Origin of the sequence: Guptibacillus hwajinpoensis (assembly GCF_001039475.1) — a bacterium.
GTDB classification, from domain to species: Bacteria; Bacillota; Bacilli; order Bacillales; family Guptibacillaceae; genus Guptibacillus; species Guptibacillus hwajinpoensis.
The window spans coordinates 1,685,999-1,706,536 of the sequence record NZ_LELK01000001.1 but is presented as its reverse complement, the minus strand read 5'-3'; the positions used below and the strand labels follow the sequence as shown (position 1 = coordinate 1,706,536).

23 protein-coding genes are annotated in these 20,538 nt (G+C 39.7%); 17 read left to right on the top strand and 6 right to left on the bottom strand.

Going from position 1 to position 20,538, the window contains the following annotated elements; genetic code table 11:
• Window position 1 precedes the first annotated feature (1 nt).
• The 3 genes from AB986_RS08555 to AB986_RS22570 form a co-directional block, all read right to left on the bottom strand.
• Window positions 2-1,525 (bottom strand): spore germination protein, encoded by a 1,524-nt coding sequence (locus AB986_RS08555; protein ID WP_048310423.1) that lies wholly within the window; start codon window positions 1,523-1,525, stop codon window positions 2-4.
• A gap of 116 nt (window positions 1,526-1,641) precedes the next feature.
• Window positions 1,642-2,070 carry a CBO0543 family protein gene (locus AB986_RS08550; RefSeq protein ID WP_084006463.1) on the bottom strand — a complete coding sequence of 143 codons (429 nt, stop codon included), beginning with the start codon at window positions 2,068-2,070 and terminating at the stop codon, window positions 1,642-1,644.
• A gap of 624 nt (window positions 2,071-2,694) precedes the next feature.
• Window positions 2,695-2,991 (bottom strand): hypothetical protein, encoded by a 297-nt coding sequence (locus tag AB986_RS22570; protein WP_053216092.1) that lies wholly within the window; start codon window positions 2,989-2,991, stop codon window positions 2,695-2,697.
• Window positions 2,992-3,521: 530 nt separating this feature from the next.
• On the opposite strand from AB986_RS22570, the gene AB986_RS08535 reads away from it, so the two are divergent.
• From AB986_RS08535 to AB986_RS08500, 8 genes are all read left to right on the top strand, one after another.
• Window positions 3,522-4,796 (top strand): ABC transporter substrate-binding protein, encoded by a 1,275-nt coding sequence (locus tag AB986_RS08535; RefSeq protein ID WP_048310421.1) that lies wholly within the window; start codon window positions 3,522-3,524, stop codon window positions 4,794-4,796.
• Window positions 4,797-4,865: 69 nt separating this feature from the next.
• Window positions 4,866-5,819 carry a carbohydrate ABC transporter permease gene (locus AB986_RS08530; RefSeq protein WP_048310420.1) on the top strand — a complete coding sequence of 318 codons (954 nt, stop codon included), beginning with the start codon at window positions 4,866-4,868 and terminating at the stop codon, window positions 5,817-5,819.
• A 3-nt stretch (window positions 5,820-5,822) separates the two neighbouring features.
• Window positions 5,823-6,662, top strand: a complete 840-nt coding sequence (locus AB986_RS08525) for a carbohydrate ABC transporter permease (RefSeq protein WP_048310419.1) — start codon at window positions 5,823-5,825, stop codon at window positions 6,660-6,662.
• A 73-nt stretch (window positions 6,663-6,735) separates the two neighbouring features.
• A complete protein-coding gene (locus AB986_RS08520) occupies window positions 6,736-7,749 on the top strand; it encodes a LacI family DNA-binding transcriptional regulator (RefSeq protein WP_048310418.1) in 1,014 nt (337 codons plus the stop codon).
• A gap of 30 nt (window positions 7,750-7,779) precedes the next feature.
• Entirely contained in the window at window positions 7,780-9,123 is a 1,344-nt protein-coding gene (locus AB986_RS08515) for a GH1 family beta-glucosidase (RefSeq protein ID WP_048310417.1), read from the top strand.
• A 229-nt stretch (window positions 9,124-9,352) separates the two neighbouring features.
• A complete protein-coding gene (locus AB986_RS08510; RefSeq protein ID WP_048310416.1) occupies window positions 9,353-10,273 on the top strand; it encodes an alcohol dehydrogenase catalytic domain-containing protein in 921 nt (306 codons plus the stop codon).
• A 25-nt stretch (window positions 10,274-10,298) separates the two neighbouring features.
• Window positions 10,299-10,721: a FosM family fosfomycin resistance protein gene (gene fosM / locus AB986_RS08505; RefSeq protein ID WP_048310415.1), complete on the top strand. Its 423-nt coding sequence runs from the start codon at window positions 10,299-10,301 to the stop codon at window positions 10,719-10,721.
• Window positions 10,722-10,759: 38 nt separating this feature from the next.
• Complete coding sequence (locus AB986_RS08500; RefSeq protein ID WP_053216091.1) at window positions 10,760-11,023, top strand: hypothetical protein; 264 nt, start codon at window positions 10,760-10,762, stop codon at window positions 11,021-11,023.
• A 99-nt stretch (window positions 11,024-11,122) separates the two neighbouring features.
• On the opposite strand, the gene AB986_RS08495 is transcribed toward AB986_RS08500, so the two are convergent.
• A complete protein-coding gene (locus tag AB986_RS08495; RefSeq protein ID WP_048310414.1) occupies window positions 11,123-11,545 on the bottom strand; it encodes a VOC family protein in 423 nt (140 codons plus the stop codon).
• Window positions 11,546-11,735: 190 nt separating this feature from the next.
• Between AB986_RS08495 and AB986_RS08490 the strand changes: the two genes are divergently transcribed.
• Both AB986_RS08490 and AB986_RS08485 read left to right on the top strand, forming a co-directional pair.
• Complete coding sequence (locus tag AB986_RS08490) at window positions 11,736-13,184, top strand: SulP family inorganic anion transporter (protein ID WP_236690329.1); 1,449 nt, start codon at window positions 11,736-11,738, stop codon at window positions 13,182-13,184.
• 15 nt (window positions 13,185-13,199) lie between these two features.
• The gene (locus tag AB986_RS08485; RefSeq protein ID WP_048310413.1) at window positions 13,200-13,619 is read left to right on the top strand and encodes a universal stress protein; all 420 of its coding nucleotides are present in this window, start codon (window positions 13,200-13,202) and stop codon (window positions 13,617-13,619) included.
• A gap of 83 nt (window positions 13,620-13,702) precedes the next feature.
• Here AB986_RS08485 and AB986_RS08480 read toward each other — a convergent pair whose 3' ends face one another.
• On the bottom strand, window positions 13,703-14,293 hold the full coding sequence (locus AB986_RS08480) for a cupin domain-containing protein (RefSeq protein ID WP_048310412.1): 591 nt from the start codon (window positions 14,291-14,293) through the stop codon (window positions 13,703-13,705).
• 156 nt (window positions 14,294-14,449) lie between these two features.
• Here AB986_RS08480 and AB986_RS08475 point away from each other — a divergent pair, with 156 nt between their 5' ends.
• From AB986_RS08475 to AB986_RS08450, 6 genes are all read left to right on the top strand, one after another.
• Window positions 14,450-14,971 carry a GNAT family N-acetyltransferase gene (locus AB986_RS08475; protein WP_048310411.1) on the top strand — a complete coding sequence of 174 codons (522 nt, stop codon included), beginning with the start codon at window positions 14,450-14,452 and terminating at the stop codon, window positions 14,969-14,971.
• Window positions 14,968-15,180: a hypothetical protein gene (locus AB986_RS08470; RefSeq protein ID WP_048310410.1), complete on the top strand. Its 213-nt coding sequence runs from the start codon at window positions 14,968-14,970 to the stop codon at window positions 15,178-15,180. The genes AB986_RS08475 and AB986_RS08470 overlap by 4 nt, the downstream gene beginning before the upstream one ends.
• A gap of 164 nt (window positions 15,181-15,344) precedes the next feature.
• The gene (locus tag AB986_RS08465; RefSeq protein WP_152670945.1) at window positions 15,345-15,581 is read left to right on the top strand and encodes a hypothetical protein; all 237 of its coding nucleotides are present in this window, start codon (window positions 15,345-15,347) and stop codon (window positions 15,579-15,581) included.
• Between the two features lie 113 nt (window positions 15,582-15,694).
• On the top strand, window positions 15,695-16,618 hold the full coding sequence (locus AB986_RS08460; protein WP_048310409.1) for a HEAT repeat domain-containing protein: 924 nt from the start codon (window positions 15,695-15,697) through the stop codon (window positions 16,616-16,618).
• Between the two features lie 250 nt (window positions 16,619-16,868).
• A complete protein-coding gene (locus tag AB986_RS08455) occupies window positions 16,869-17,405 on the top strand; it encodes a small multi-drug export protein (protein WP_048310408.1) in 537 nt (178 codons plus the stop codon).
• A gap of 133 nt (window positions 17,406-17,538) precedes the next feature.
• Complete coding sequence (locus AB986_RS08450; RefSeq protein WP_236690328.1) at window positions 17,539-17,943, top strand: hypothetical protein; 405 nt, start codon at window positions 17,539-17,541, stop codon at window positions 17,941-17,943.
• Between the two features lie 900 nt (window positions 17,944-18,843).
• On the opposite strand, the gene AB986_RS08445 is transcribed toward AB986_RS08450, so the two are convergent.
• Entirely contained in the window at window positions 18,844-19,383 is a 540-nt protein-coding gene (locus AB986_RS08445; protein ID WP_053216090.1) for a GNAT family N-acetyltransferase, read from the bottom strand.
• A 251-nt stretch (window positions 19,384-19,634) separates the two neighbouring features.
• On the opposite strand from AB986_RS08445, the gene AB986_RS08440 reads away from it, so the two are divergent.
• A complete protein-coding gene (locus AB986_RS08440) occupies window positions 19,635-20,333 on the top strand; it encodes a DUF421 domain-containing protein (RefSeq protein ID WP_048310406.1) in 699 nt (232 codons plus the stop codon).
• Window positions 20,334-20,538: the final 205 nt, after the last annotated feature.

Sequence of the window (20,538 nt, the reverse complement as noted above, 5' to 3'; positions counted from 1 at the left end):
CTTATTTCCTGTTGGGATTAAAGTTAGGTTGTTTATGCCTTTTCAGCTGGGAAGGTAACGGCGAACGAAAGATAAATTCATACAGTATACCTGATCGAATTGGGGCGAGTGGCGCAAAGTAAGGCTGCCCTAACGATCGTAAACTAGTGAGATGCAGGTAGATAAGGAGAAAGCCAATCATTAAACCAAAGCCACCTAATACAGCAGATGCAATCATTAATGGCAATCTAAGTATTCGTGACGATGTTCCAAAATCATATTGCGGAATAGAAAACGATGCAATTCCAGTTAGGGCGACAACAACCACCATCATAGGCGATGCGATTCCAGCATTAATGGATGCTTCCCCAATGACTAACGCACCGACGATACTAACGGCAGAACCGATTGGTCTTGGGAGGCGTAAGCTTGCTTCTTGAAGCAGCTCAAAGAAAAAGATCATGATTAGCGCTTCAACTAGAGCGGGAAACGGCATACCTTCGCGCGTATCTAATATGGCCAGAAGTAAAACGGTGGGGATCAATTCTGTATGAAAGGTGGAGAGAGCTATATAGATACTTGGTAATGACAAGCTAATTACATATCCTATAATGCGGATCACGCGAATTAAAGATGAAAACAACGTCCTTTGATAGTAATCAGATGGCGATTGGAAGAACTCAATAAACAACCCAGGACAAACAAGGATCGTTGGTGTTCCATCAACTAATGCAATGATCTTTCCGCTAAGAAGGGCAGATACCGCAACATCGGGTCTCTCGGTAGACCGAAATTGAGGAAATGGAGAGTAGGTAGAGTCTTCTAGTAGCTCAGCAAAGTAAGAAGTTTCAAGGATTTCTTCTTCTTTAATTTGATTAAAACGTTCCTCAAATTCGTTTAATGTATCTTCAGGTACAGTTCCTTTTAAATAAGCATAAGCCACTTTCGATTTTGTATTGTTTCCCATTTGTTTGATGATGAACTTCAATTTATCTGATTTTAATCGTGATCGAATGAGGCCGATGTTCTTCGTGAGGTTTTCAATGGTTCCTTCACGTGGACCAATAACAGATACCTCATTTTGCGGCTCTCCAACAGAACGTTTCTCAACAGAGAAGGCATCATACGTTATTGCTTTATTCCAATTCTGGAATAGAAGGACAATATGGCCTTCAAGTACGTTTGTCGTAACATCCTCTAGTGTTTCAACTAAATTAACCGCTCTTGACGTAACTCCATGCTTTGTGAAGAAGTGCTTCACTTCCATCATGTTCACTTCTTGAGAATCCCCAACTTCATGTGAAACAAGATCCTGCATAACTTCCTTTAGTAAATTAGCATTTTCATTCTGAATAATGGTTTCGCAGAACAGGACAAGCGCCTTTTCCTTATACCCTTCACTAAATTGATAAGTGTGATAAACAATATCCTGACAATCAGAGAAAAGCTCTCTGAGTTGAGACTCATTTACTTCTAAACTAAGTGAGAGCTCAGTAGATTGAGGTTCCATATCTTTCATATGCTGTCGCTGTTTCCTACGCTTCATGGACAAAAAACCCCTTAGAACAGTCTTTTGCCATTAGTGTCTCACGAAGGAAAATCATTATGCGCTACTCATTCGACATAGTTCGAGCAAAACCGGGTGGTGACAGGCACTCGCACTTAATTCGTCGACATGTGAATAAAGATATCGGTTATCAGTTTCGCTGCGTAAACGACGAACAAATAAGAAAGGAGTAGCACAAAATAGTTCGTATACAGCTCAAAAACATTAATCCAAATGAGCAGTGGTTTAATGATAAATGTAAATCCAAATGAAGAGAGTGTACCGTATAACCAATAGTTCTTCTTCTTGTTTAAACACCATTGATACAAAAGAATGAAATAGACCGGAATAACGGACGCATCAATACCAAGACTTCCTGGTAGTTGAGGAAAGATGACATAGGGATAGTCCCACCAACTTTTTCTAATACCTAAAGCATCCGTGTAAGCAGCTAATACGTGAATCGAATAACCCAAAAAGCCTAATAGAAAGATTTTGCTTCGATCGATTTTAAAATACAAAACAACGAGAGGAAGGACGAACATGGCTAGTACAATCCAGAATTACCATGAGTCAAGGTTCGAGGACTGCTGCCAGTAATCAAGATAAGAGGCTTCAAGTTCTGTTCTTATTTTGTGAAGATGCTCAAAATGTTCCTGTTGATTCATAAAGATCGCACCACCTTTTAGTAGGTAGTATTGATTAGTAATTAGTCTTTTATTTATGGGTAATTAAACAAGGATAGGATCGAAAGTGATGTAGAAAAATCCACCAATAAATTCAATGTTAAAATACAATAGCAACATGAGAAGGATTAGAGCGTGATAATAACACTTATATGGTTTTTGGTGCCAACTTCTATGGGCGTAACCTTTCTTTATTGGGGACTAAGAGAAGTGTGGAGGGAAAGGAAAAGTGAGAAGAGGATTGGTGACTATCTGGACAATTTCTTGGAGTTTTCTGTGATGCCAACCCCCTCTGAAGGAATACATATTCTGGTTGGTGTTATTCTGATTTTGATAGGGGTTATCTCTTTATTCATTACTAGTTGAAATAACGAACGTATAAAGGAACAGGGGGGCAGGCACGTGCCTGACCCCTTGTTCCTTATTCGACATCATTCGAGCAAAACCGGGTGGTGACAGGCACCCGCGAACCCGCAACTAACGCTAAGCTAACCGAAAACCAACCCATAAGAAGTAAAGTGTAATGGCTACGTTAAACAAGGTGAGGAGGAGGGCAATGCTTGCTAATCCTTTTTTCTCTTCACTCGTTCTAAAAACGACGAATGCTAAGAGGACGGAGAGAGCACATCCAGCAATAATAAAGATCATAATGAAGATGCCAACAGACTCGCCAGCATTTGTAGAAATCGGGTCTATCAAAAACATTGCAAGTGTCGTTAGAAGGCTTAGTATGAGGAAGAGATACGTTCGCCAGGTCGTCATTTTCGTATGATAATACATCCTGGTCTCCTTTCTGATCCGTACGTTACATAGTCTGTCCATCATTATAGAGGAGATCGAGAGAGATAACAATTTTTTCAGGTAATTACTGGAACAAGAGGTAAGGAAAGGGGAATAACCTAAGCTATAAAAAAGGAAAGTTATCACAAAAATTCAGTTAAAACCCACGAATAAACATGATTGATTTCTACCCTAAAGTCAAAGCGAAAAAATGTTCTAGTAGCGCATAAACAGTAGTTTTATAGTACATGATACCTGTTGTGAAGCACTCGTTTGTTACAGTCATTCTATTGATAATCCTGATTTTAGCGATGTTCTAGTTGTAACAAAACACAAAGAAACCGGTTTCTAAATAAATTAATAAATTTAAGAAAATTTACACATCAACTGTTGAAATCGGATACATTCTGTGGTTAAATCGTATCTAACGAACCATTTCAGCTATTTTTTTTGCTGATTTACGAAACCGGTTTCCTAAACTCATTGGGCAGGTTAGTGTGGTGTCTATCATTTAATTGGAGGGGATTTAGATGAAGGTTAAAAAGAATTTTCTTGCTGTGTTGTCACTTAGTACAGCATTAGTGCTTGCTGCTTGTGGCGGTGGCGGAGAAGAGTCATCTGAAGATGGCAAAGTAACATTGGACTTTTGGACGTTTGGTGCAACAAACTATGAGTCTCTAGCAGAAGAGTATATGAAAGATAATCCGGATGTAGAGATTAATGTGAAAACTTCTGAATTAGGAGATCACCATAACAGTTTATTTACTTCCATTTCAGCGGGTACTGGAGCTCCGGACCTTGCGATGATCGAAGTGGATCAGCTTGATCGTTATCGAGAAGCGCAAGAACGCTTTGTGAATCTGTACGACCTTGGCGCAGAAGACGTTCAAGGAGATTATCTTGACTGGAAATGGAATATGGCTGAGAGCACAGACGACGATTTCTTATTCGGCCTTCCAACAGATATCGGTCCTAAAGCGATGTATTACAACGTGAATGTTTTTGAAGAAGCTAACTTACCAACTGAACCAGAGAAAGTAAATGAAATGATTTCTACGCCTGACCAATTTGCAGACGCTGCGAAAACAGTTTCTGATGAAACAGGTAAGCCAATGGTCGATAGCATGGAAATGGCTTATCGCGCCAATATGGATGCTTTAGAACAAAGTTACTTCAATGAGAAAGACGAACTGATCATAGATCAGGAAGGCAACGAAGTTAAAGACGCTTACGATTATGCTGTTTCTCTTTATGAGGAAGGGTATGTAGGAAGCTACGAAATGTGGACACCGGAATGGGCGACTGCACTGAACAAAGGTGATTTCGCAGTAGAGATGGCTCCAGCATGGTTGAAAGGATACATGACTGAGAATGCTCCAGAAGGTAAAGGCAACTGGCGCGTAGCAACACTTCCAAGCGAATTCGCTGGTAACTGGGGTGGATCTTACGTAACAATCCCAGCCGAAACAGAGCATAGCGAAGAAGCTTATGAGTTTGCGAAATGGCTTGTTTCTCCTGAAAATCAGTTGAAATCATTTGAAGAGAGTGGTCTTTTCCCTTCAACTCCATCCGTTTATGAAATGGATGAATTCGTAAACAACTCTGATGAGTATTTCGGTGGTCAAAACACAGCAGCTACTTTCGCTGAAGCTGCGAAAGAAATTCCGGCTGTATACAAAGGACCTAAATACGTAACAGTAAATAACGAAGTGTTAACAGCACTACGAAACGTACAAGAAGGCGGAGATCCAGAGAAAGAATGGAAAGATGCTGTTAAGCGTATCGAAGGGTTAGTTGCACGATAAACAAGAAGCTGCTTAAAGGCTGGCGGGGGATAACTCTTCCGGCCTTTAACTTTGGAGGAGGGTAAGGCTTTGGAGGATGTGCAAAAGCAATCAAAAGCTCGTAAAACAATCAAAGCTAGTAAACTGTCTGAAAAGAAAAAAGATATGATTTCAGGCTATCTATATGTTGCACCATTCTTTATTGTATTTGGGATTATTGGGTTATATCCCGCTCTGTTCAGTATTGTTCTTGCTTTTAATGAATGGAACGGACTTGGTGATATGCAGTTTGTCGGTCTTAGCAATTTTACAGTCGTTCTACAAGATCCCTTATTTTGGAAGTCGTTATATAATACCGTTATCATCGGTTTAATGGGCACAGCTCCGCAATTAATTGTCGGAATTGTACTCGCTTACTTCCTCAATCTCGCCGTTATTCGCTTCACTAATTTCTTCAGGGTAACGATCTTCATGCCATATATTACGTCAATGGTAGCAGTTGCCCTTGTGTTTGGAGTGTTCTTTAGTAGTAACGAAACAGCACTTGCGAACTACGTTATTGGCTTGTTCGGAGTTGATCCAGTGAGCTGGAAGACTTCTGAATGGGGAGCGAAAATTGCAATTGCTTTGATGGTATTCTGGCGCTGGGTCGGCTATAACACGATTATCTATCTAGCTGGTTTGCAAAGTATCTCAAAGGACTTATATGAAGCGGCTACCATTGATGGAGCGAACAAACTCGAGCAGTTCATCTACATTACGATTCCATTATTGAAGCCATTCATTATTCTAACTGTGTTTATGTCAACGGTTGGTGCACTTCAATTGTTCGCAGAACCAACGGTGTTCCTAGGTTCTTCTGCATTCAGTCGTGATGAAGCGATGACAGTTGTTATGTACTTGTATCGTGATGCCTTTAACCTTGGTTCATTCGGAACAGCATCCGCTACGGCAGTGTTGCTACTCATTATCATCATTGGTGCTGCAGCAATCAATACATGGTTAACATCAGGAATTGGCAGTAAGAAGAAGAGAGGAGTGTAAGGGATGAAACAAAAAAGAAAAAATCAATCAAAAGCAGGCACGTTGCCGATCTATCTTATATTAATTTTTACTTCCCTTTTTTCTCTCTTTCCATTTTACTGGATGTTCGTTATGGCTACGCAGCCGAGTGCTGCCTATAACTCGATTCCTCCGACATTGTTGCCGGGTGGAAAGCTCGTCGAGAACTTCCAAAAAGTGCTCGATACCATTCCGTTTTTCCAGGCGATGTGGAACACAGTTTTGCTATGTACGGTTGTAACAGCAGCTGTACTGTTGATCAGTTCCTTAGCAGGATTTGCATTTGCTAAATTCCAGTTCCCTGGTAAAAACTTTTTGTTCATCTTGATTCTGTTAACGATGGTTATCCCGCCTCAACTGGGATTGATTCCACAGTATTATCTTGTTTCTCAACTAGGTTGGCTTGATACATTGATGGGTGCGGGAATCTTATTCTTACTCAACCCACTTGGTATTTTCCTAATGCGTCAATATATCAGTGAATCTGTACCTGACGAATTAATGGAAGCCGCGAAGCTTGATGGCTGTTCGAACTTCAGAATTTATTGGAGTATCGTCCTTCCGATTATCAAGCCTGCATTTGCAACACTTGGGATCATTGTTTTCACGTTAGTATGGGGAGAATTCCTATGGCAGTTCACTGTTCTACGTGATCCATCTTCCTACACGCTACAGGTTGCTCTTGCTTCTCTAAACAATGCGTTCAGAGTTGACTTCGGAATGCTACTATCTGGCGTGTTCTGGGCGACGGTTCCATTGATCATCATCTTCCTTATTTTCAACAAGTGGTTTATTTCGAGTATTACGGAAGGATCGGTTAAATAATCGCGTGTCTCCACACCGTGTTTGTTACAATAAATAGGTACACGAAAGCGGTTTTGCTAAGGAGATGACAGGTATGAATTTAACGATTAAAGATATTGCGAAAATGGCAGGAGTATCTCCAGCTACTGTATCAAAAATTATGAACAATTACGGTGGAATCAGTGAGGCCACTCGTCAAAAAGTATATAAAATTATTGAAGACACGAAATACCAGCCAACATTTTCAGCCAAGTCACTGGCAACAAAGAAATCGAACTTAATCGGATTGATTTATGCAGGTAAAATCAACGTTGATTTTAAGCACCCTTTCTTTAATGAAGTGGTGAACTCGTTTAAGAAAGCAGTAGGAGCTCTCGGTTATGATCTCCTGCTCTTCTCAAACGAGAAGTTCTACCAAGGTGAAAGCAAATACTTGGAACGATGCAAGCATTTCCATGTCGATGGATGCTTGATCGTTGCCGGTGATGAAATTGAAGAGGCTGTTTGTGAGATTGCAGAGAGTGAGATTCCTTGTATTGGAATCGATTTAAAGCTGGAAGGACCAAACTCCAGTTATATTATGACCGATAATGCCAAGATCGGCATGAAGGTCGTTGAGAATTTATATTTAAACAAAGTGAAAAAGGTCGCATACATTGGTGGAAAACAAGATTCGCTTATTTCTAGCATTCGAAACGAAGGGTTTATCGATGCGATGAAGCAGTTCGGTCTTCCTTTAAATGAGGAATGGATTCACTACGGAGATTTCTTTGAAGAAAGCGGTTACTACGCAATGAAGAAAATTCTTCAAGGTGATGGATGGCCAGAAGCCGTGTTTGCCGCTTCTGACATGATGGCGCTTGGTGCATTGAAAGCGATGAAAGAACATGGTGTCAGAGTTCCAGAAGACATTCAGTTAATCGGCTGTGACGATATCGAGTCATGTCGCTATAGCGATCCACCTCTTTCGACCGTTAAACAGGACAAACATAAGTTAGGAAAGCTCGCTGCCTACATGTTAGATGATTTAATACGAGGAAATGTTGAGATCCATCCAGTGAAAGTGGATCCTGAACTCGTTATTCGATCATCTAGTATTGAGAGGTAAGAGTCTTCTGAATACAGGAGGATACCAACCATGACAACGATTGATTTTCCAAAAACACTCAAATGGGGAGCAGCAACAGCTTCGTACCAAATCGAAGGGGCGGCGAATGAAGACGGCAGATCACCTTCCATTTGGGATACATTTTCTCATGCTCCAGGAAACGTAAAAAATGGGGACCATGGAGATGAGGCATGTAATAGCTATCACTTATATAAAGAAGACGTGCAGCACCTTAAGAAACTAGGTGTAGATCTGTATCGCTTCTCCATCTCCTGGCCACGTGTGATGCCAGAGGGAAGAGGAGAACTCAATCCAAAGGGTGTCGCGTACTATCAAAACCTAATCGATGAGCTAATCGAGAATGGCATTGAACCGATGATCACCCTTTACCATTGGGATCTACCTCAAGTCCTCCAGGATGAGGGCGGCTGGGAGAACCGTGATACGATCGATGCTTTCAACGAATACGCTATTGCCATGTTTAAAGAATTCGGTGACCAGGTGAAGCAGTGGATTACGATCAATGAACCTTGGTGTGCTTCGTTCTTATCGAACTACTTAGGCATTCACGCACCAGGCAAAAAGGATTTACAAGCTGGTGTGGATGTTGCTCACCATCTTATGGTTGCTCACGGAAAAGCAGTGCAATCGTTCCGTGAACTATTGCCAAATGGTGAAATCGGATATGCACCAAATTCCGGTTGGCTCGAGCCGTTTAGCTCAGAACAAGAAGATATCGACGCGTGCAAGCGAGGGATGATGTGGCAGAAAGAATGGTTCATGGATCCTGTCTTCAAAGGATCATATCCTGAGGAATTGATTTCTATTTTCGAAGATCATAACGCGAAGCTAAAGCTTGAAGACGGCGATCTTGAACTGATTTCACAGCCGATCGATTTCATGGGAATCAACTATTACACAGGAGGCCTTGGACGTTACAAAGAAGGCGAAGGTCTTTTTGAAGTAGAAGAGGTTCCTCTAGATTATCGTAAAACAGATATCGGCTGGCCCATTTACTCCGACGGGTTCTACAACATTCTAACCGATCTACACGAAACTTACGGCGATGTGCCGATTTATATTACGGAAAACGGTGCCTGCTACAACCATGAAGTAGAAGATGGAAGAGTTCATGACAAAGAGCGCATCGATTACTTAAAGCAACATCTAACAGCACTACACCGCGCCATCAAATCTGGTGTACCGATCAAAGGATATATTGTATGGTCATTGCTCGATAACTTCGAGTGGGCATTTGGATACGAAAAGCGCTTCGGTATCATTCATGTTAATTATCGCACGTTTGAGCGCACACCAAAGGACAGCTACTATTGGTATAGACAAACGATTACGAACGGATGGTTTGAGGTTTGAAATTGAATCGATAACTTTGAAAGACTGGGCAGCCATGCATTTATGTGTGGTTTGTCTGGTCTTTTTTTTGGGGTGGTAAGAGGAGTGTTAGAGGATAGAGCTATCGAGTGATGAATTACGCATGACGACTTAATCTGTTAAACTATGGTAGAAAACTAAAGGTGTGTACGTTGGGATAATACCCTAAAAATAATAGATTATAAATATTTTTACAAAGGATGACCATATGATGTTACAGCATTCTCTTACGTTAGTAGGTCCTAAACAATTAGAGTGGAAATCTAAAGTGTTGCCTCCGATTGAGGAGGATGAAGTTTTAATCAGAACGATTGCCGGGGCAATTAGCATCGGTGCTGAGTTGCCACAGTATAGTGAGACGGATGTAACAGATCCAAACCCTAGCTATCCTCGTGAAACGGGATATGAGAGTTATGGAAAAGTCGTTGAAATAGGAAGAGAGGTTTGGGGCTTAAAGGTTGGGGATCATGTCATAGCAACTTATGGGCACAAAGATTATAGTATTGAAAAAGGGCATAACGTTGTAAAAGTCCCAGAGTCAATCAATTATACATATGCGTTACTGAACACGCTGTCCTGTGATGCTGGTAAAGGTGTTCTGAAGCTTAATCCAGAGCCAAAAGATCGCGTACTCGTAGCAGGAGCTGGCACAATGGGACTTCTGACTATTCACTTTCTAAAGAACTATGTAGGTGTTGAGCAAGTGGACGTTATAGATCCTATCCTACGTCGAGGAGAAGTGGCTGAAGTTTTAGGTGCGAAATATATATTGAAGGAGTCTAGCACTGTTTATGACTTTGGTATTGAATGTTCTTCTAGTAAAGCCGGATTCGATGCGCTCTTGAGAGCAATGAAACGTAACGGAGATATTTGTGTCTTATCTGACGGAAATAAGGATCTACTCTATTTAAATGAGGACTTCTATGAAAAAGAACTCCGGATCGTTGGTTCGAGTGATGGTTGGGATTATCATAAGCATGCAAGGTGGTTCTTCGATTGTTATAAGAAAACTCCGCAGTTGCAGGACATCTTTCAACATGAAATTAAATCGAATGAACTCATTGATTGTTTTGAAGAGCTTAGTCAACACACTATCAATCCGTTAAAGGTACTAGTGAGGTATGAAGAGTAACTTATCCACATTTTGAGGTGAAACAATGGCTATAAAAGGATTAAATCATTTATTGTTTTCGGTTTCTAATTTAGAACAGTCGATTAAATTTTATAAGAATGTATTTGGTGCGAAACTTCTTGTTAAGGGAGCAAACACAGCATATTTCGATTTAAATGGGATGTGGCTTGCTCTTAATGTTGAGGAAAACATTCCTCGAGACGAAATTAGCGAATCCTACACCCATATCGCTTTCACTATTGATGAAAAAGACTTTTTAGAGATGTACAATAAGTTGAATGAATTGAATGTGACCCTCCTAACAGGACGACCAAGAAATGAGCGAGATAAAAAATCAATTTATTTCACTGACCCTGATGGTCATAAGTTCGAATTTCATACCGGTACACTGAAAGAAAGGCTAGATTATTATAAGGAAGAAAAACCACATATGACCTTTTACGATTGAATTAAAAATTAGAACACTATTCGAAAAGAGTGAAACCAGTGACAGAAAAAATAAAAGTAGAATTTGAAGTGAAAGCTTTTGGACAGGATCATGTAGCGGATTCTGAGGATTCATTTAAGGGTCTCGAAATTGGGCGTGTGAAAGTCTTATCTAAGGATACGACGCTAGGAGAACTTGAGGAATACATAAAAAGGTACTATGAAGAAGTGAAAGAGCAATATGGAACACAGCCTGAACAACTAGCTGCTAAAGTTACGATTAGAGCAACTGAGAAGGAAGATCGAGTGCTTTATTTAGGTTAAATGTTGCTCGAACCACCTTGTTAATTAGAAGTGAGAAAGAGTAGTATGGAGAAATGAAAACTGGAGTGTTAGCTTTCAAGCTTACACTCCAGTTTTATTCTAGTTTTCTATTTCAGTATAAACGAGGAAAGTCACACCAAATTTATCCGTTACATCGCCAAAACCTGGGCTGAAAGGTTGTTCACCAAACGGCATATTCACTGTGCCGTCTTGTTGCAACGCTTCAAAAATTCGTTTGGATTTTTCCACATCATTTGTTGTAATACCAATTGTTATTTGTTTACTCGCTTCCACATTTGTAGCATCAGGGACATCTGAGATCATGAGTGCCGATTCACCAATTTGTAGCTTTGCCGTTGCCACAAGATCTTTCAGGTCATCTGAATATGTATCAGACATCCCTGACATATCTCCGTAAGTCATCATCGAAAGAACTTCTGCACCAAGTGCTTTTTCATAAAACTCGATTGCTTCCTTTGCATTTCTTTTCAAGTTTAAGAAAGGGGTTAGACTCAATGTCATTATGATCAACTCCTTTGATTTTGTGCTTTCATTATAGCATTGAAATGATGAGCCTTTATACATACCTAGGGAACATAACCTTCTGTAAATCCATTCGACATGATTCGAGCTAAATCGGGTGGTGACAGGCACCGGTATTACTTCTGCCAATTCACACATACTAACAAGAACTGTGAAGGGAGGGGTCTGTTTGTCTCAATCGACTTATCGAGAGTCGTGGTTTGGCAATATGAAAGGTGATCTTTTATCTGGATTGGTCGTGGCACTTGCCTTAATTCCTGAAGCAATTGCTTTCTCCATTATCGCAGGGGTAGATCCAATGGTTGGGTTATATGCTTCTTTTACGATTGCGGTAACGATCTCATTTGTTGGTGGTAGACCGGGTATGATTTCCGCAGCAACAGGAGCCATGGCGCTAGTGTTCATTGATCTTGTAGCCAATCACGGCCTTCAGTATTTATTAGCTGCTTCGATTCTTACAGGTATCATTCAAGTCATCTTCGGGCTGCTTAAACTAGCTCGCTATATGAAGTTCATTCCAAGGTCAGTGATGGTAGGCTTTGTGAATGCTCTGGCTATCTTAATCTTCACATCGCAGCTTGAGCATTTCGTTGATGAGACGTGGGTGATGTATGTTTTAGTTGTCGTCACGTTAGCCTGCATTTATTTGTTTCCATATGTAACGAAAGCTGTGCCTTCCACACTCGTTGCGATTGTGTTGGTAACGGTCGTTACGATCATGATGGATTTTGACATTCGGGCCGTTGGAGACATGGGAACCATCTCACAAACTCTCCCGATCTTTCTGATTCCGAAGATCCCTCTTACCCTTGAGACGTTGATGATTATTTTCCCCTATGCCCTTGCACTAGCAATCGTTGGATTACTGGAGTCACTCTTAACCGCTTCGATTGTAGATGATTCGACCGAAACGAGTAGTGATAAAAATAGGGAAAGCAGAGGACAGGGAATCGCCAATATCATCACCGGTTTCTTCGGAGGGATGGCAGGCTGTGCGATGATTGGTCAGTCGATTATTAATATCAAATCGGGCGGTCGCGGAAGGCTTTCGTCGCTTGTCGCTGGGGTTTTCCTCATGTTTCTGATCGTAGTGTTAGGTGATATCGTCATTCAAATTCCGATGGCAGCATTAGCAGGGGTCATGATTATGGTGGCTGTTAGCACATTCGATTGGAACTCCATCCGCACGATTCACCTTGTTCCTAGAACGGATGCTGCCGTTATGGTTATTACCGTTCTAACTGTTGTGCTAACACACAATTTAGCGATAGGAGTTTTTGCTGGTATTATTTTAAGTTCTATTTTCTTCGTTTCCAAAATCTCTCGCGTTCGTGTTGAAGAAGAAAGAAAAGAAGGTAGAATTCGCTATTCGATTTACGGAGAGCTCTTCTTTGCTTCCGTCACAGAGCTGCTTGATCAATTTCAATATGATGTGGATGTTGAAGAAGTTGAAATCAATTTAAGCGGTTCGCATATATGGGATGATTCTGCAGTTGCTGCAGTGGATAAAATCGTTTCTAACTATAAATCAAACGGAAAAAAAGTGAACGTAACAGGGTTAAACGAGGATAGTACCGAATTAGTAGGGAAGTTAGCGAATAAGCTTGGATCACATTGATAGGGGGCAACGACTATGTACCAAAAGATCCTACTAGCAACAGATGGGTCACAACATTCAAAGCGAGCGGCGGAAAATGCCGTTAATATCGCGAAGTGTTCGGAAGGCTCAATGCTTGAGGTTGTGTATGTTGTAGATGTTGAACGTGCGAAAAGTGATGTTCTTACCCATTGGCATGCTGTCGATGTAAATGATTCACGTAAAGATCAGGTGAGTGAAGTCGAGCGAATTGCGAAAGATGCTGGTGTGAATTACGAAGTTAAAGTACTGCGTGGAGAACCAGGACCAGTCATCGTGAAGTATGCAAACGAAAACCAGTTTGATATCGTGATCATTGGAAGTCGTGGACTAAATGGATTACAGGAGTTTGTTCTTGGTAGTGTTAGTCATAAGGTTGCGAAACGAGCCAATTGTCCTGTGTTGATTGTGAAATAATGAGGCGAACCAAAAAACCTTAGGTCACTCAACCGTTCCTAAGGTTTTCTACTATTATCTTGGGGATGGGATTCATTGGTATGTTAGATCCAACTTCTCCTTTTTTGTGAAAGAGGAGGCGGTGGTCCAATGACGACGGCGCCTTGTCCTTTAAGTGGCTTTAATGCTTCTTTCATTTTCTTCGGGTCAATGTTATAAGATTGCTCGTACACTTCAAGGGGCGTTTCCGTCAGCATAGTCGAGCCATCTTGTGTTTGAAAGCGATCGTTATTGAAGAAGAGGAGCAGTTGGGTGTTGTCGGATTCTGCAGAAATGTAGTGCCAGTAGCCCATTGGAATGAAGACTGTTTCCCCCGCTTTTTTAAGTTTGTATTTCAGTAGCTTATCATCGTTCGGGTTAAGGATGCCTACCGTTGCTGAGCCTGATACAAGGTATACCAATTCCCATGCGTTTGTATGCCAATGAGGTTCGCGAATCGATCCTTTCGACATCCGTAAATCGCCAAGCGATCCACCGATCATCGCTGGCATTTGTTGTGAAGATAAAAGATAGATGAGGTTCTCAGGATCTCTTTCAAACAGTAGATTGTCTTCAATATTATAGAAGAAATTAGGCTTGCCACCCTCTACTAAGTTTCGATTATCAGTAATATAGCCTGATACTGGACTTGTCATGTCACTTCCTCTTTTCTATTTAGGTTCTCTATCATCCTATGAAACGAAATAGAATTGGGATAGGTACTTGTCCGATTTATCTAGAATAGGGGTAAAATGATAGAAAAATAGCGTAATACATAGATACATAGATTTGCCTCATGAAAGGAGTACAACATGACGATTGCTTTCATTCAATTAACGAAACCTACTTCTCTCTTTGTAGAAGTGATGAGCCGCTGGGAAAATGATTCGGCATTGATTCCATTGATTCGACCGAATCAAAATCAAGAAGAATTAGAGAAGCGTCAAACCATTACGCTAGAAGGAATCAAGGAACGCCTTGATTACCTGCAGATTTACCAGATTTTCATGAATAACAAGCTCATTGGGGAAATGAATTACATGATCGATCCACCTCATCTCTTCAAAAAAGAAAATGGAACAGCATGGATCGGAATTACGATAGGAGAACCAGAAGCAAGGGGCAAAGGAATCGGAAGTCAGGCGCTTCGGTACTTAGAGAAAGAAATCAAGAAACAGGGCTTTCATCGTATTGAACTCGGCGTATTTGAATTTAACACAGTGGCGCATGAACTCTATCAGAAATTAGGATACAAAGAAATAGCGAGAATAGAAGATTTCACTTACTGGCAGGGGAGAATGTGGTCTGATATTCGAATGGAGAAGTACATATGAAGAAGAGTAAGGGTAACAGCAAACGAACGATCATTCAGTGGATTGCATTTGTGATTGTCATGCTCACTATGGTTACAAGACTAGTGTTATTGTTATCAGGAATAGCTCGGGATATAGAATATAGTACAATTAATGCTATCACTTGGACTGGGTTTTCGATGGGTATTACTGTATTATTGGTTTCTTACTTATTTCCTAAAGAGACTTAAAACTCCCGCTATGCTTTGGTGTCAGTCTATTTTTATTACATTATGTTAGTTGTTTTACCATTGGTATTGGAAATCTAAAGAATCTAGTAAGAAGGAAAGCTAAAATGATCTTGCTCTTTATAAATATTAGTATTCAATAATAATCTTTTACTGGAGGACTTACTTTGAGTTTATTTAAATCTAGAACGAATAGACAAATGATAAATTGGAGAAAGGGAGCAGTAGCTGGCTTTTACACCTATTTGATCGTGTTATTTCTTAACTACACTCATAATCTAATTTTCACAGGTGATTTTTTTTCATCAGCTATCATTTTTTGGTCGGGTTTAATAGTCGCATTTGGTTATGAGCTTGTTTTAAATGTTAATGATAAAAGAAGAATAAGAAAGAATTTAGAATAATCATTGATGATGTATAGACTAACTTGGGTGGAGCTTAAATGCGTTCTTCTAGAATAATGTTATGTTCTAGGCATTGGTTACAATAGGATAAAGAGCTTAGGGAGTTCATTACAATGAATGAAAAAGAGATAGTAGAATTAATCAAACAAATGTCAGGTGCTGAGACCATTAGTAAGGATGGTATTTATACCAATGAAGGTTCTCCTTCCTGGAGGGCTTATCGAAATGCAGAAAGACTAACAGATGTGAGTGCTATACCTAGTCTTAACAGTTTGTTAGAGAAGAGTAAGGATAGGGGTACAAGGGAACATATTTTTTTCATCCTCGGTAAAATTGGTGAAAATACAGGCGACAAACGTGTAGTTACTGTTCTTTTGCAATCGCTTGAAGAAGAAACGAACAAGTATTTAAAAGGAAGAATTCTTGACCAACTCGCAGGACAAAAAAACGTAGAAGATTGTTCTCTCATTATTACATTCATAACCGATAAGCGTGCAGCAATCAGACAGTCAGCAATTCAAGCATTAAGAAGTTGCAAAAGTTCAGACGCAGAGGGAGCTCTCATTGAGGTGATAACTCGCTCAAATGATGAGTATGACCTTACCTATGCTAATGAAGTATTATCTGAGGTTGGCACAGAAAAGTCTATACCCTATCTCGTTAATTTACTAAATCATCCGAATGGGGACGTTAAATGTTCTGCTTTATGGACACTAACAGAGCTGGGGAATACTTCATTACTTCCTGTTTTTCTAGAGGCTTTAAACCAACGATCTGTTAACGTTAAAAGCCATGCATTGTTAGCAATCAAAAAACACGGTAATGAAATGGCTATCGGCCCTGTAATTGCTCGTATAAAAACGATTCTAAGTAGAGAAAGAACTGTTGAAAGTGACGACTTGATAACTGGACTAGAATTTCTTATTTCGTATAAGGAAAATTCCGAGGAAATTCAGAAGTTGTTTGAATGGATTAGAACTAAAAAATGGCGTTATCTTTTCGAGGAGGAAAGAGTTTTCATCACTGCAAATAGTTGATGAAATTAGATTGAATCTATTTAAGTAAAGGGAAGTTATCTGAAATTAAGATATGCTTCCATTTTTTGTGAAATAAAGATTGAGTTAGTTCTTGAAATTTGAAATAATTGGTATTAGGTCCATGGACAGGAATATGTAAGAAGAAAGAGGAAAGATAGTAGGTCAGTGTAAAGGGCATTGCCTTTGCTTGATTATACGTAACTAGTAAGAAAATCAATAAACTATTAGATTGAAGAGAGGACTTGAGACTATGTTTTTATCGTATCTATTAGTATTTGTCTTGGCAGCGGTACCCTTATTTGAACTTGTTACTGTGATCCCTTTAGCAGTCATCGGAGGGCTCTCTCCAGTATGGACAGCGGTACTTGCTTTTTTAGGTAATGCACTCACAGTCATTTTGTTAATCGTCTTTGTGGATAACGTGAAGAAATGGATGCAAAGGCGTAAACAAAAACGGAAGCAAGGTGATGCAGAAGAGGAAGTGGCGACGACAGAAGATGATGTCGATGGAATGGAAGAGTCGAAGAAAGGTAAACGCGCAAGAGTGCTTTTTAATAAGTATGGATTACCTGGATTAACGATTATCGGTCCTTTTTTCGTGGGATCTCATATATCAGCGTTTATGGGGATGGGTTTCGCTTCAAATAGAAAAAAGGTAACTGCCTGGATGATGACCAGTTTGGTTTTTTGGACAATGACTATGGCAATTGCGACAAGTTATGGCGTTACATTTTTTATGCCTACTGTCGAAGAAGATGGATTTTTAGTTCGTCTGTTTAAAAACTAGTATTCAAACTTTAGTCTTACTTTTTCAGTAGCAGCAAAAGTGGAAAGGCGAGCGCTAAAGCCATTGTTGTTTTGATGGGATAATATCAGTACTACATATCCAAAAGACTTTGTTACGTGAGAGGTAGATGAATTTGAGGAATCCACTTTCTTTATTTTGTTTATTGTTGTTGGTATTAGGAGGATGTAGCCAGAGCGATGTTCAACGTTATAAAGACTTAGAGAATTCCATTCAATCTATGGTAGAAGATAAAAGTCAGAGTGAGATTAGAGTTAACACACTTACAAATTTCGCTTGGGAAAAAGCGTATAGTTTCACGCCTTATACAACGCAAGGGAACATAGAAGAAAAATTGGGTTTGAATTTTAAAGATCCTAGCAATCTCGAAATGAGAGACGATATTTACCTTTTGGTTTTTGTAAACGGAGATAAAGTTGTTCAATATGCGGAAATAGATCGTCAGAAGTCTGATTTGTCATTTGGAGAGAAGGGTCTGCTTACTCCTGAAGATGATGTGATAAGTATTGAGAGGCATTGATGAATTTAAATTTAGCATGATAACGGTAATCAGCAATCGAGGGGCAAAACTTTAACTATAAGAGATGAGGGCATATGGTTGAATATAAAATATTTCTGGGTTTGGATAAGCATGATTGCCGTATTGTCATTTATCACGGAAGAAATAGTTACCTTTATGATGTTATTTTTAATACTGCTCACTCTAAATGAAATTAGAACAATTTTAAGCAATTTTTATGAAGACTGGAAGAAAAAGAGCTAACAAAGGAAGTATGTTCTTACGACTAAGTGGATAGTTAAGGCATACATGGATTTTTCTCTATTTGAAAAGGAAAGAGTCCAAGACAAATAATTTAAGAGGATTTAAATTTTTGGACAGAGATAGGGGTTCTACATGAGAATATTGCACAAGCAGTGGTTAAGAAGCTTACTATTAATATTTGTTCTAGCTTTTCTGTTGATATGGGATCAGACATTATTATTTATAATTGGGTTATTGATATTGAGCCTAATAGAGATATCTGTATATAGAGATAAAAAGAACTCAAACTAAATATGATCCTATTTTTTAATTTCTGGTGTAGGTCAATGTACTCGTATACATTACAACAGATAATTTAGCTTGGAGTGATGATTAGATTTTTCGCTATGGCATCTGTTTTTATGGTTAATTTTTATTCCAATTATCATTCCTCTTTTAGTCATCATTTCTATTATCACATTTAATATAAAATATAATAAATGGAATCACGCTCAAAAAAACATTCAAAAAGAGAGGTATGACTATTTCGAGAGTATATCTAAGAAAAAGGAAGAATAAATACGCAAGTAACATAGGTAGAACAACTGAAAAAGCCACCCAAATCACTATGTCATTTGGGTGGCTTTTTCTAATGTGATTAAGTACTACTTTAATGAATCATGATCTAGATACACCAAACTCCAACTGAATGTCTCGTGTTTCTCGAAGGTAAATAGATTCGTTGATTTCTTTAGCCAAAACGCACCCCATCTCAGAATAGAAGCGCTGCGTTTCAACGGCAGGGTGAGAACCGATGTACAATTTATCCGCACCTAACTCTCTGGCAACGTTACTTGTTTTTTCGAAAAGCTTCCTACCAATTCCTTTGCCACGATGTTCTAAGGTGACATGGATGTAAGATAATTCGCGGTAACGGAATGTTTGTCCAAATTCTTCTGGCTCGATTACTGCAAATCCCGCAATTCTTAACTCCAACGTAGCGACAATTACAGCTCCACCTAGATTTAGTACATGGCGGAAATGCTTTATGATTTCTCGTTTTTGCTGGAATGTCCACTCATCTTTAAAGCTATCTTCCTTCTGGAGTAAATGTCCTGATTCATGAACGAGAACGTTTTGTGTGACTTGTGAACGATTAAAGGTGTCGAGCATGCTGTCTTCTATGTCGGTAGAGTGTAGTGATTTGATCATGAGCATGTGGCTTCTCCTTCGCTAATTGGTTTCTTAAGATTAGTATAGAACTGGAATTAGCGGATGTCATTAGAAGAAGGTATGTTTCTGGGCTTGTGAGAAAATCAAGCGTGCTCTCGACAATATTCGAGCAAAAACGGGTGGTGACAGGCACCGCTCGACTGCTTGAATAGTCTTTAAGGATATAGCAGATAGTAGATAGTGATGCTAAGAAATCCATCCATTGTGGACGGTTCACGATAGAAGGGTGTTTTACGATGAGTATGTCAGAATTATTACTTCGATTAGCGGTTACATTCACTGTGCTATTTGTGCTCGCGAGAATAGCAGGAAGAAAAGAAATAAGTCAAATGACGTTATTCAATTGGGTATCATCCGTAGCGATTGGATCTCTAGCTGCGAATCTAGTGGTCAATCAGGATTTACGGATATTCCAAGGAGTAATCGTGCTTGTGGCATGGCTTGCTATCCCAATACTGATTGGGTTTATTGATATTAAATTCAAAGGAGCACGTAAGGTGACGACGGGGGAGCCAATCATCGTCATTAGAGAAGGCAAGATCATGGAACATTCTCTTCGTCGAACCCGTTTGGATATCGATACGTTACGAACGCTGTTAAGAGAAAAAAATGTCTTTCAATTATCAGAGGTTGATCTAGCGATATTTGAGACGAATGGGAAGCTGTCTGTTTTGAAAACCGATCCACATCAGTTCGTTACGAGAAACGATATGAATGTTTTGAGTAAGCCAAAACATTTTCCAATCGCAATGGAAGTCATATCAGATGGTGTCGTTAACATTAAGAACCTGGTGATGTTGAATCGGGATGAGAAATGGTTAGTCGAACAAATGGAACGAGCGGGTGCTACTTCCCCTTCAGAAGTGTTCTATGCGGAGGTAAAGACAGACGGAACAATCCATGTGGATATGAAGGGTGAATCCGTTGTTCGTTAAACACATAAGGGCGTTCAAGAACAGTGAAGATTACACAAAAAGCTAACTTCCGAGAGACTAGAGTTAGCTTTTTTGTGTATAGCAGCTGATCAGCATGCTGACGTCACTACTTTCAAAATTCATGAAATGGAGTTCGGAAACTTTATTGGAGAAGCGACTAAACTTTTAGTTGAACAATTATTCCTAAATCAAAGAGTCCTCGTAA

What these genes read in the sequence shown, in the direction of transcription:
- AB986_RS08555 (WP_048310423.1), bottom strand. Translation starts at nt 1,525, where the DNA reads ATGAAGCGTAGGAAACAGCGACAGCATATGAAAGATATGGAACCTCAA.
- AB986_RS08550 (WP_084006463.1), bottom strand. Translation starts at nt 2,070, where the DNA reads ATGTTCGTCCTTCCTCTCGTTGTTTTGTATTTTAAAATCGATCGAAGC.
- AB986_RS22570 (WP_053216092.1), bottom strand. Translation starts at nt 2,991, where the DNA reads ATGTATTATCATACGAAAATGACGACCTGGCGAACGTATCTCTTCCTC.
- AB986_RS08535 (WP_048310421.1), top strand. Translation starts at nt 3,522, where the DNA reads ATGAAGGTTAAAAAGAATTTTCTTGCTGTGTTGTCACTTAGTACAGCA.
- AB986_RS08525 (WP_048310419.1), top strand. Translation starts at nt 5,823, where the DNA reads ATGAAACAAAAAAGAAAAAATCAATCAAAAGCAGGCACGTTGCCGATC.
- AB986_RS08520 (WP_048310418.1), top strand. Translation starts at nt 6,736, where the DNA reads ATGAATTTAACGATTAAAGATATTGCGAAAATGGCAGGAGTATCTCCA.
- AB986_RS08515 (WP_048310417.1), top strand. Translation starts at nt 7,780, where the DNA reads ATGACAACGATTGATTTTCCAAAAACACTCAAATGGGGAGCAGCAACA.
- AB986_RS08510 (WP_048310416.1), top strand. Translation starts at nt 9,353, where the DNA reads ATGTTACAGCATTCTCTTACGTTAGTAGGTCCTAAACAATTAGAGTGG.
- fosM (WP_048310415.1), top strand. Translation starts at nt 10,299, where the DNA reads ATGGCTATAAAAGGATTAAATCATTTATTGTTTTCGGTTTCTAATTTA.
- AB986_RS08495 (WP_048310414.1), bottom strand. Translation starts at nt 11,545, where the DNA reads ATGACATTGAGTCTAACCCCTTTCTTAAACTTGAAAAGAAATGCAAAG.
- AB986_RS08485 (WP_048310413.1), top strand. Translation starts at nt 13,200, where the DNA reads ATGTACCAAAAGATCCTACTAGCAACAGATGGGTCACAACATTCAAAG.
- AB986_RS08480 (WP_048310412.1), bottom strand. Translation starts at nt 14,293, where the DNA reads ATGACAAGTCCAGTATCAGGCTATATTACTGATAATCGAAACTTAGTA.
- AB986_RS08475 (WP_048310411.1), top strand. Translation starts at nt 14,450, where the DNA reads ATGACGATTGCTTTCATTCAATTAACGAAACCTACTTCTCTCTTTGTA.
- AB986_RS08470 (WP_048310410.1), top strand. Translation starts at nt 14,968, where the DNA reads ATGAAGAAGAGTAAGGGTAACAGCAAACGAACGATCATTCAGTGGATT.
- AB986_RS08460 (WP_048310409.1), top strand. Translation starts at nt 15,695, where the DNA reads ATGAATGAAAAAGAGATAGTAGAATTAATCAAACAAATGTCAGGTGCT.
- AB986_RS08455 (WP_048310408.1), top strand. Translation starts at nt 16,869, where the DNA reads ATGTTTTTATCGTATCTATTAGTATTTGTCTTGGCAGCGGTACCCTTA.
- AB986_RS08445 (WP_053216090.1), bottom strand. Translation starts at nt 19,383, where the DNA reads ATGCTCATGATCAAATCACTACACTCTACCGACATAGAAGACAGCATG.
- AB986_RS08440 (WP_048310406.1), top strand. Translation starts at nt 19,635, where the DNA reads ATGAGTATGTCAGAATTATTACTTCGATTAGCGGTTACATTCACTGTG.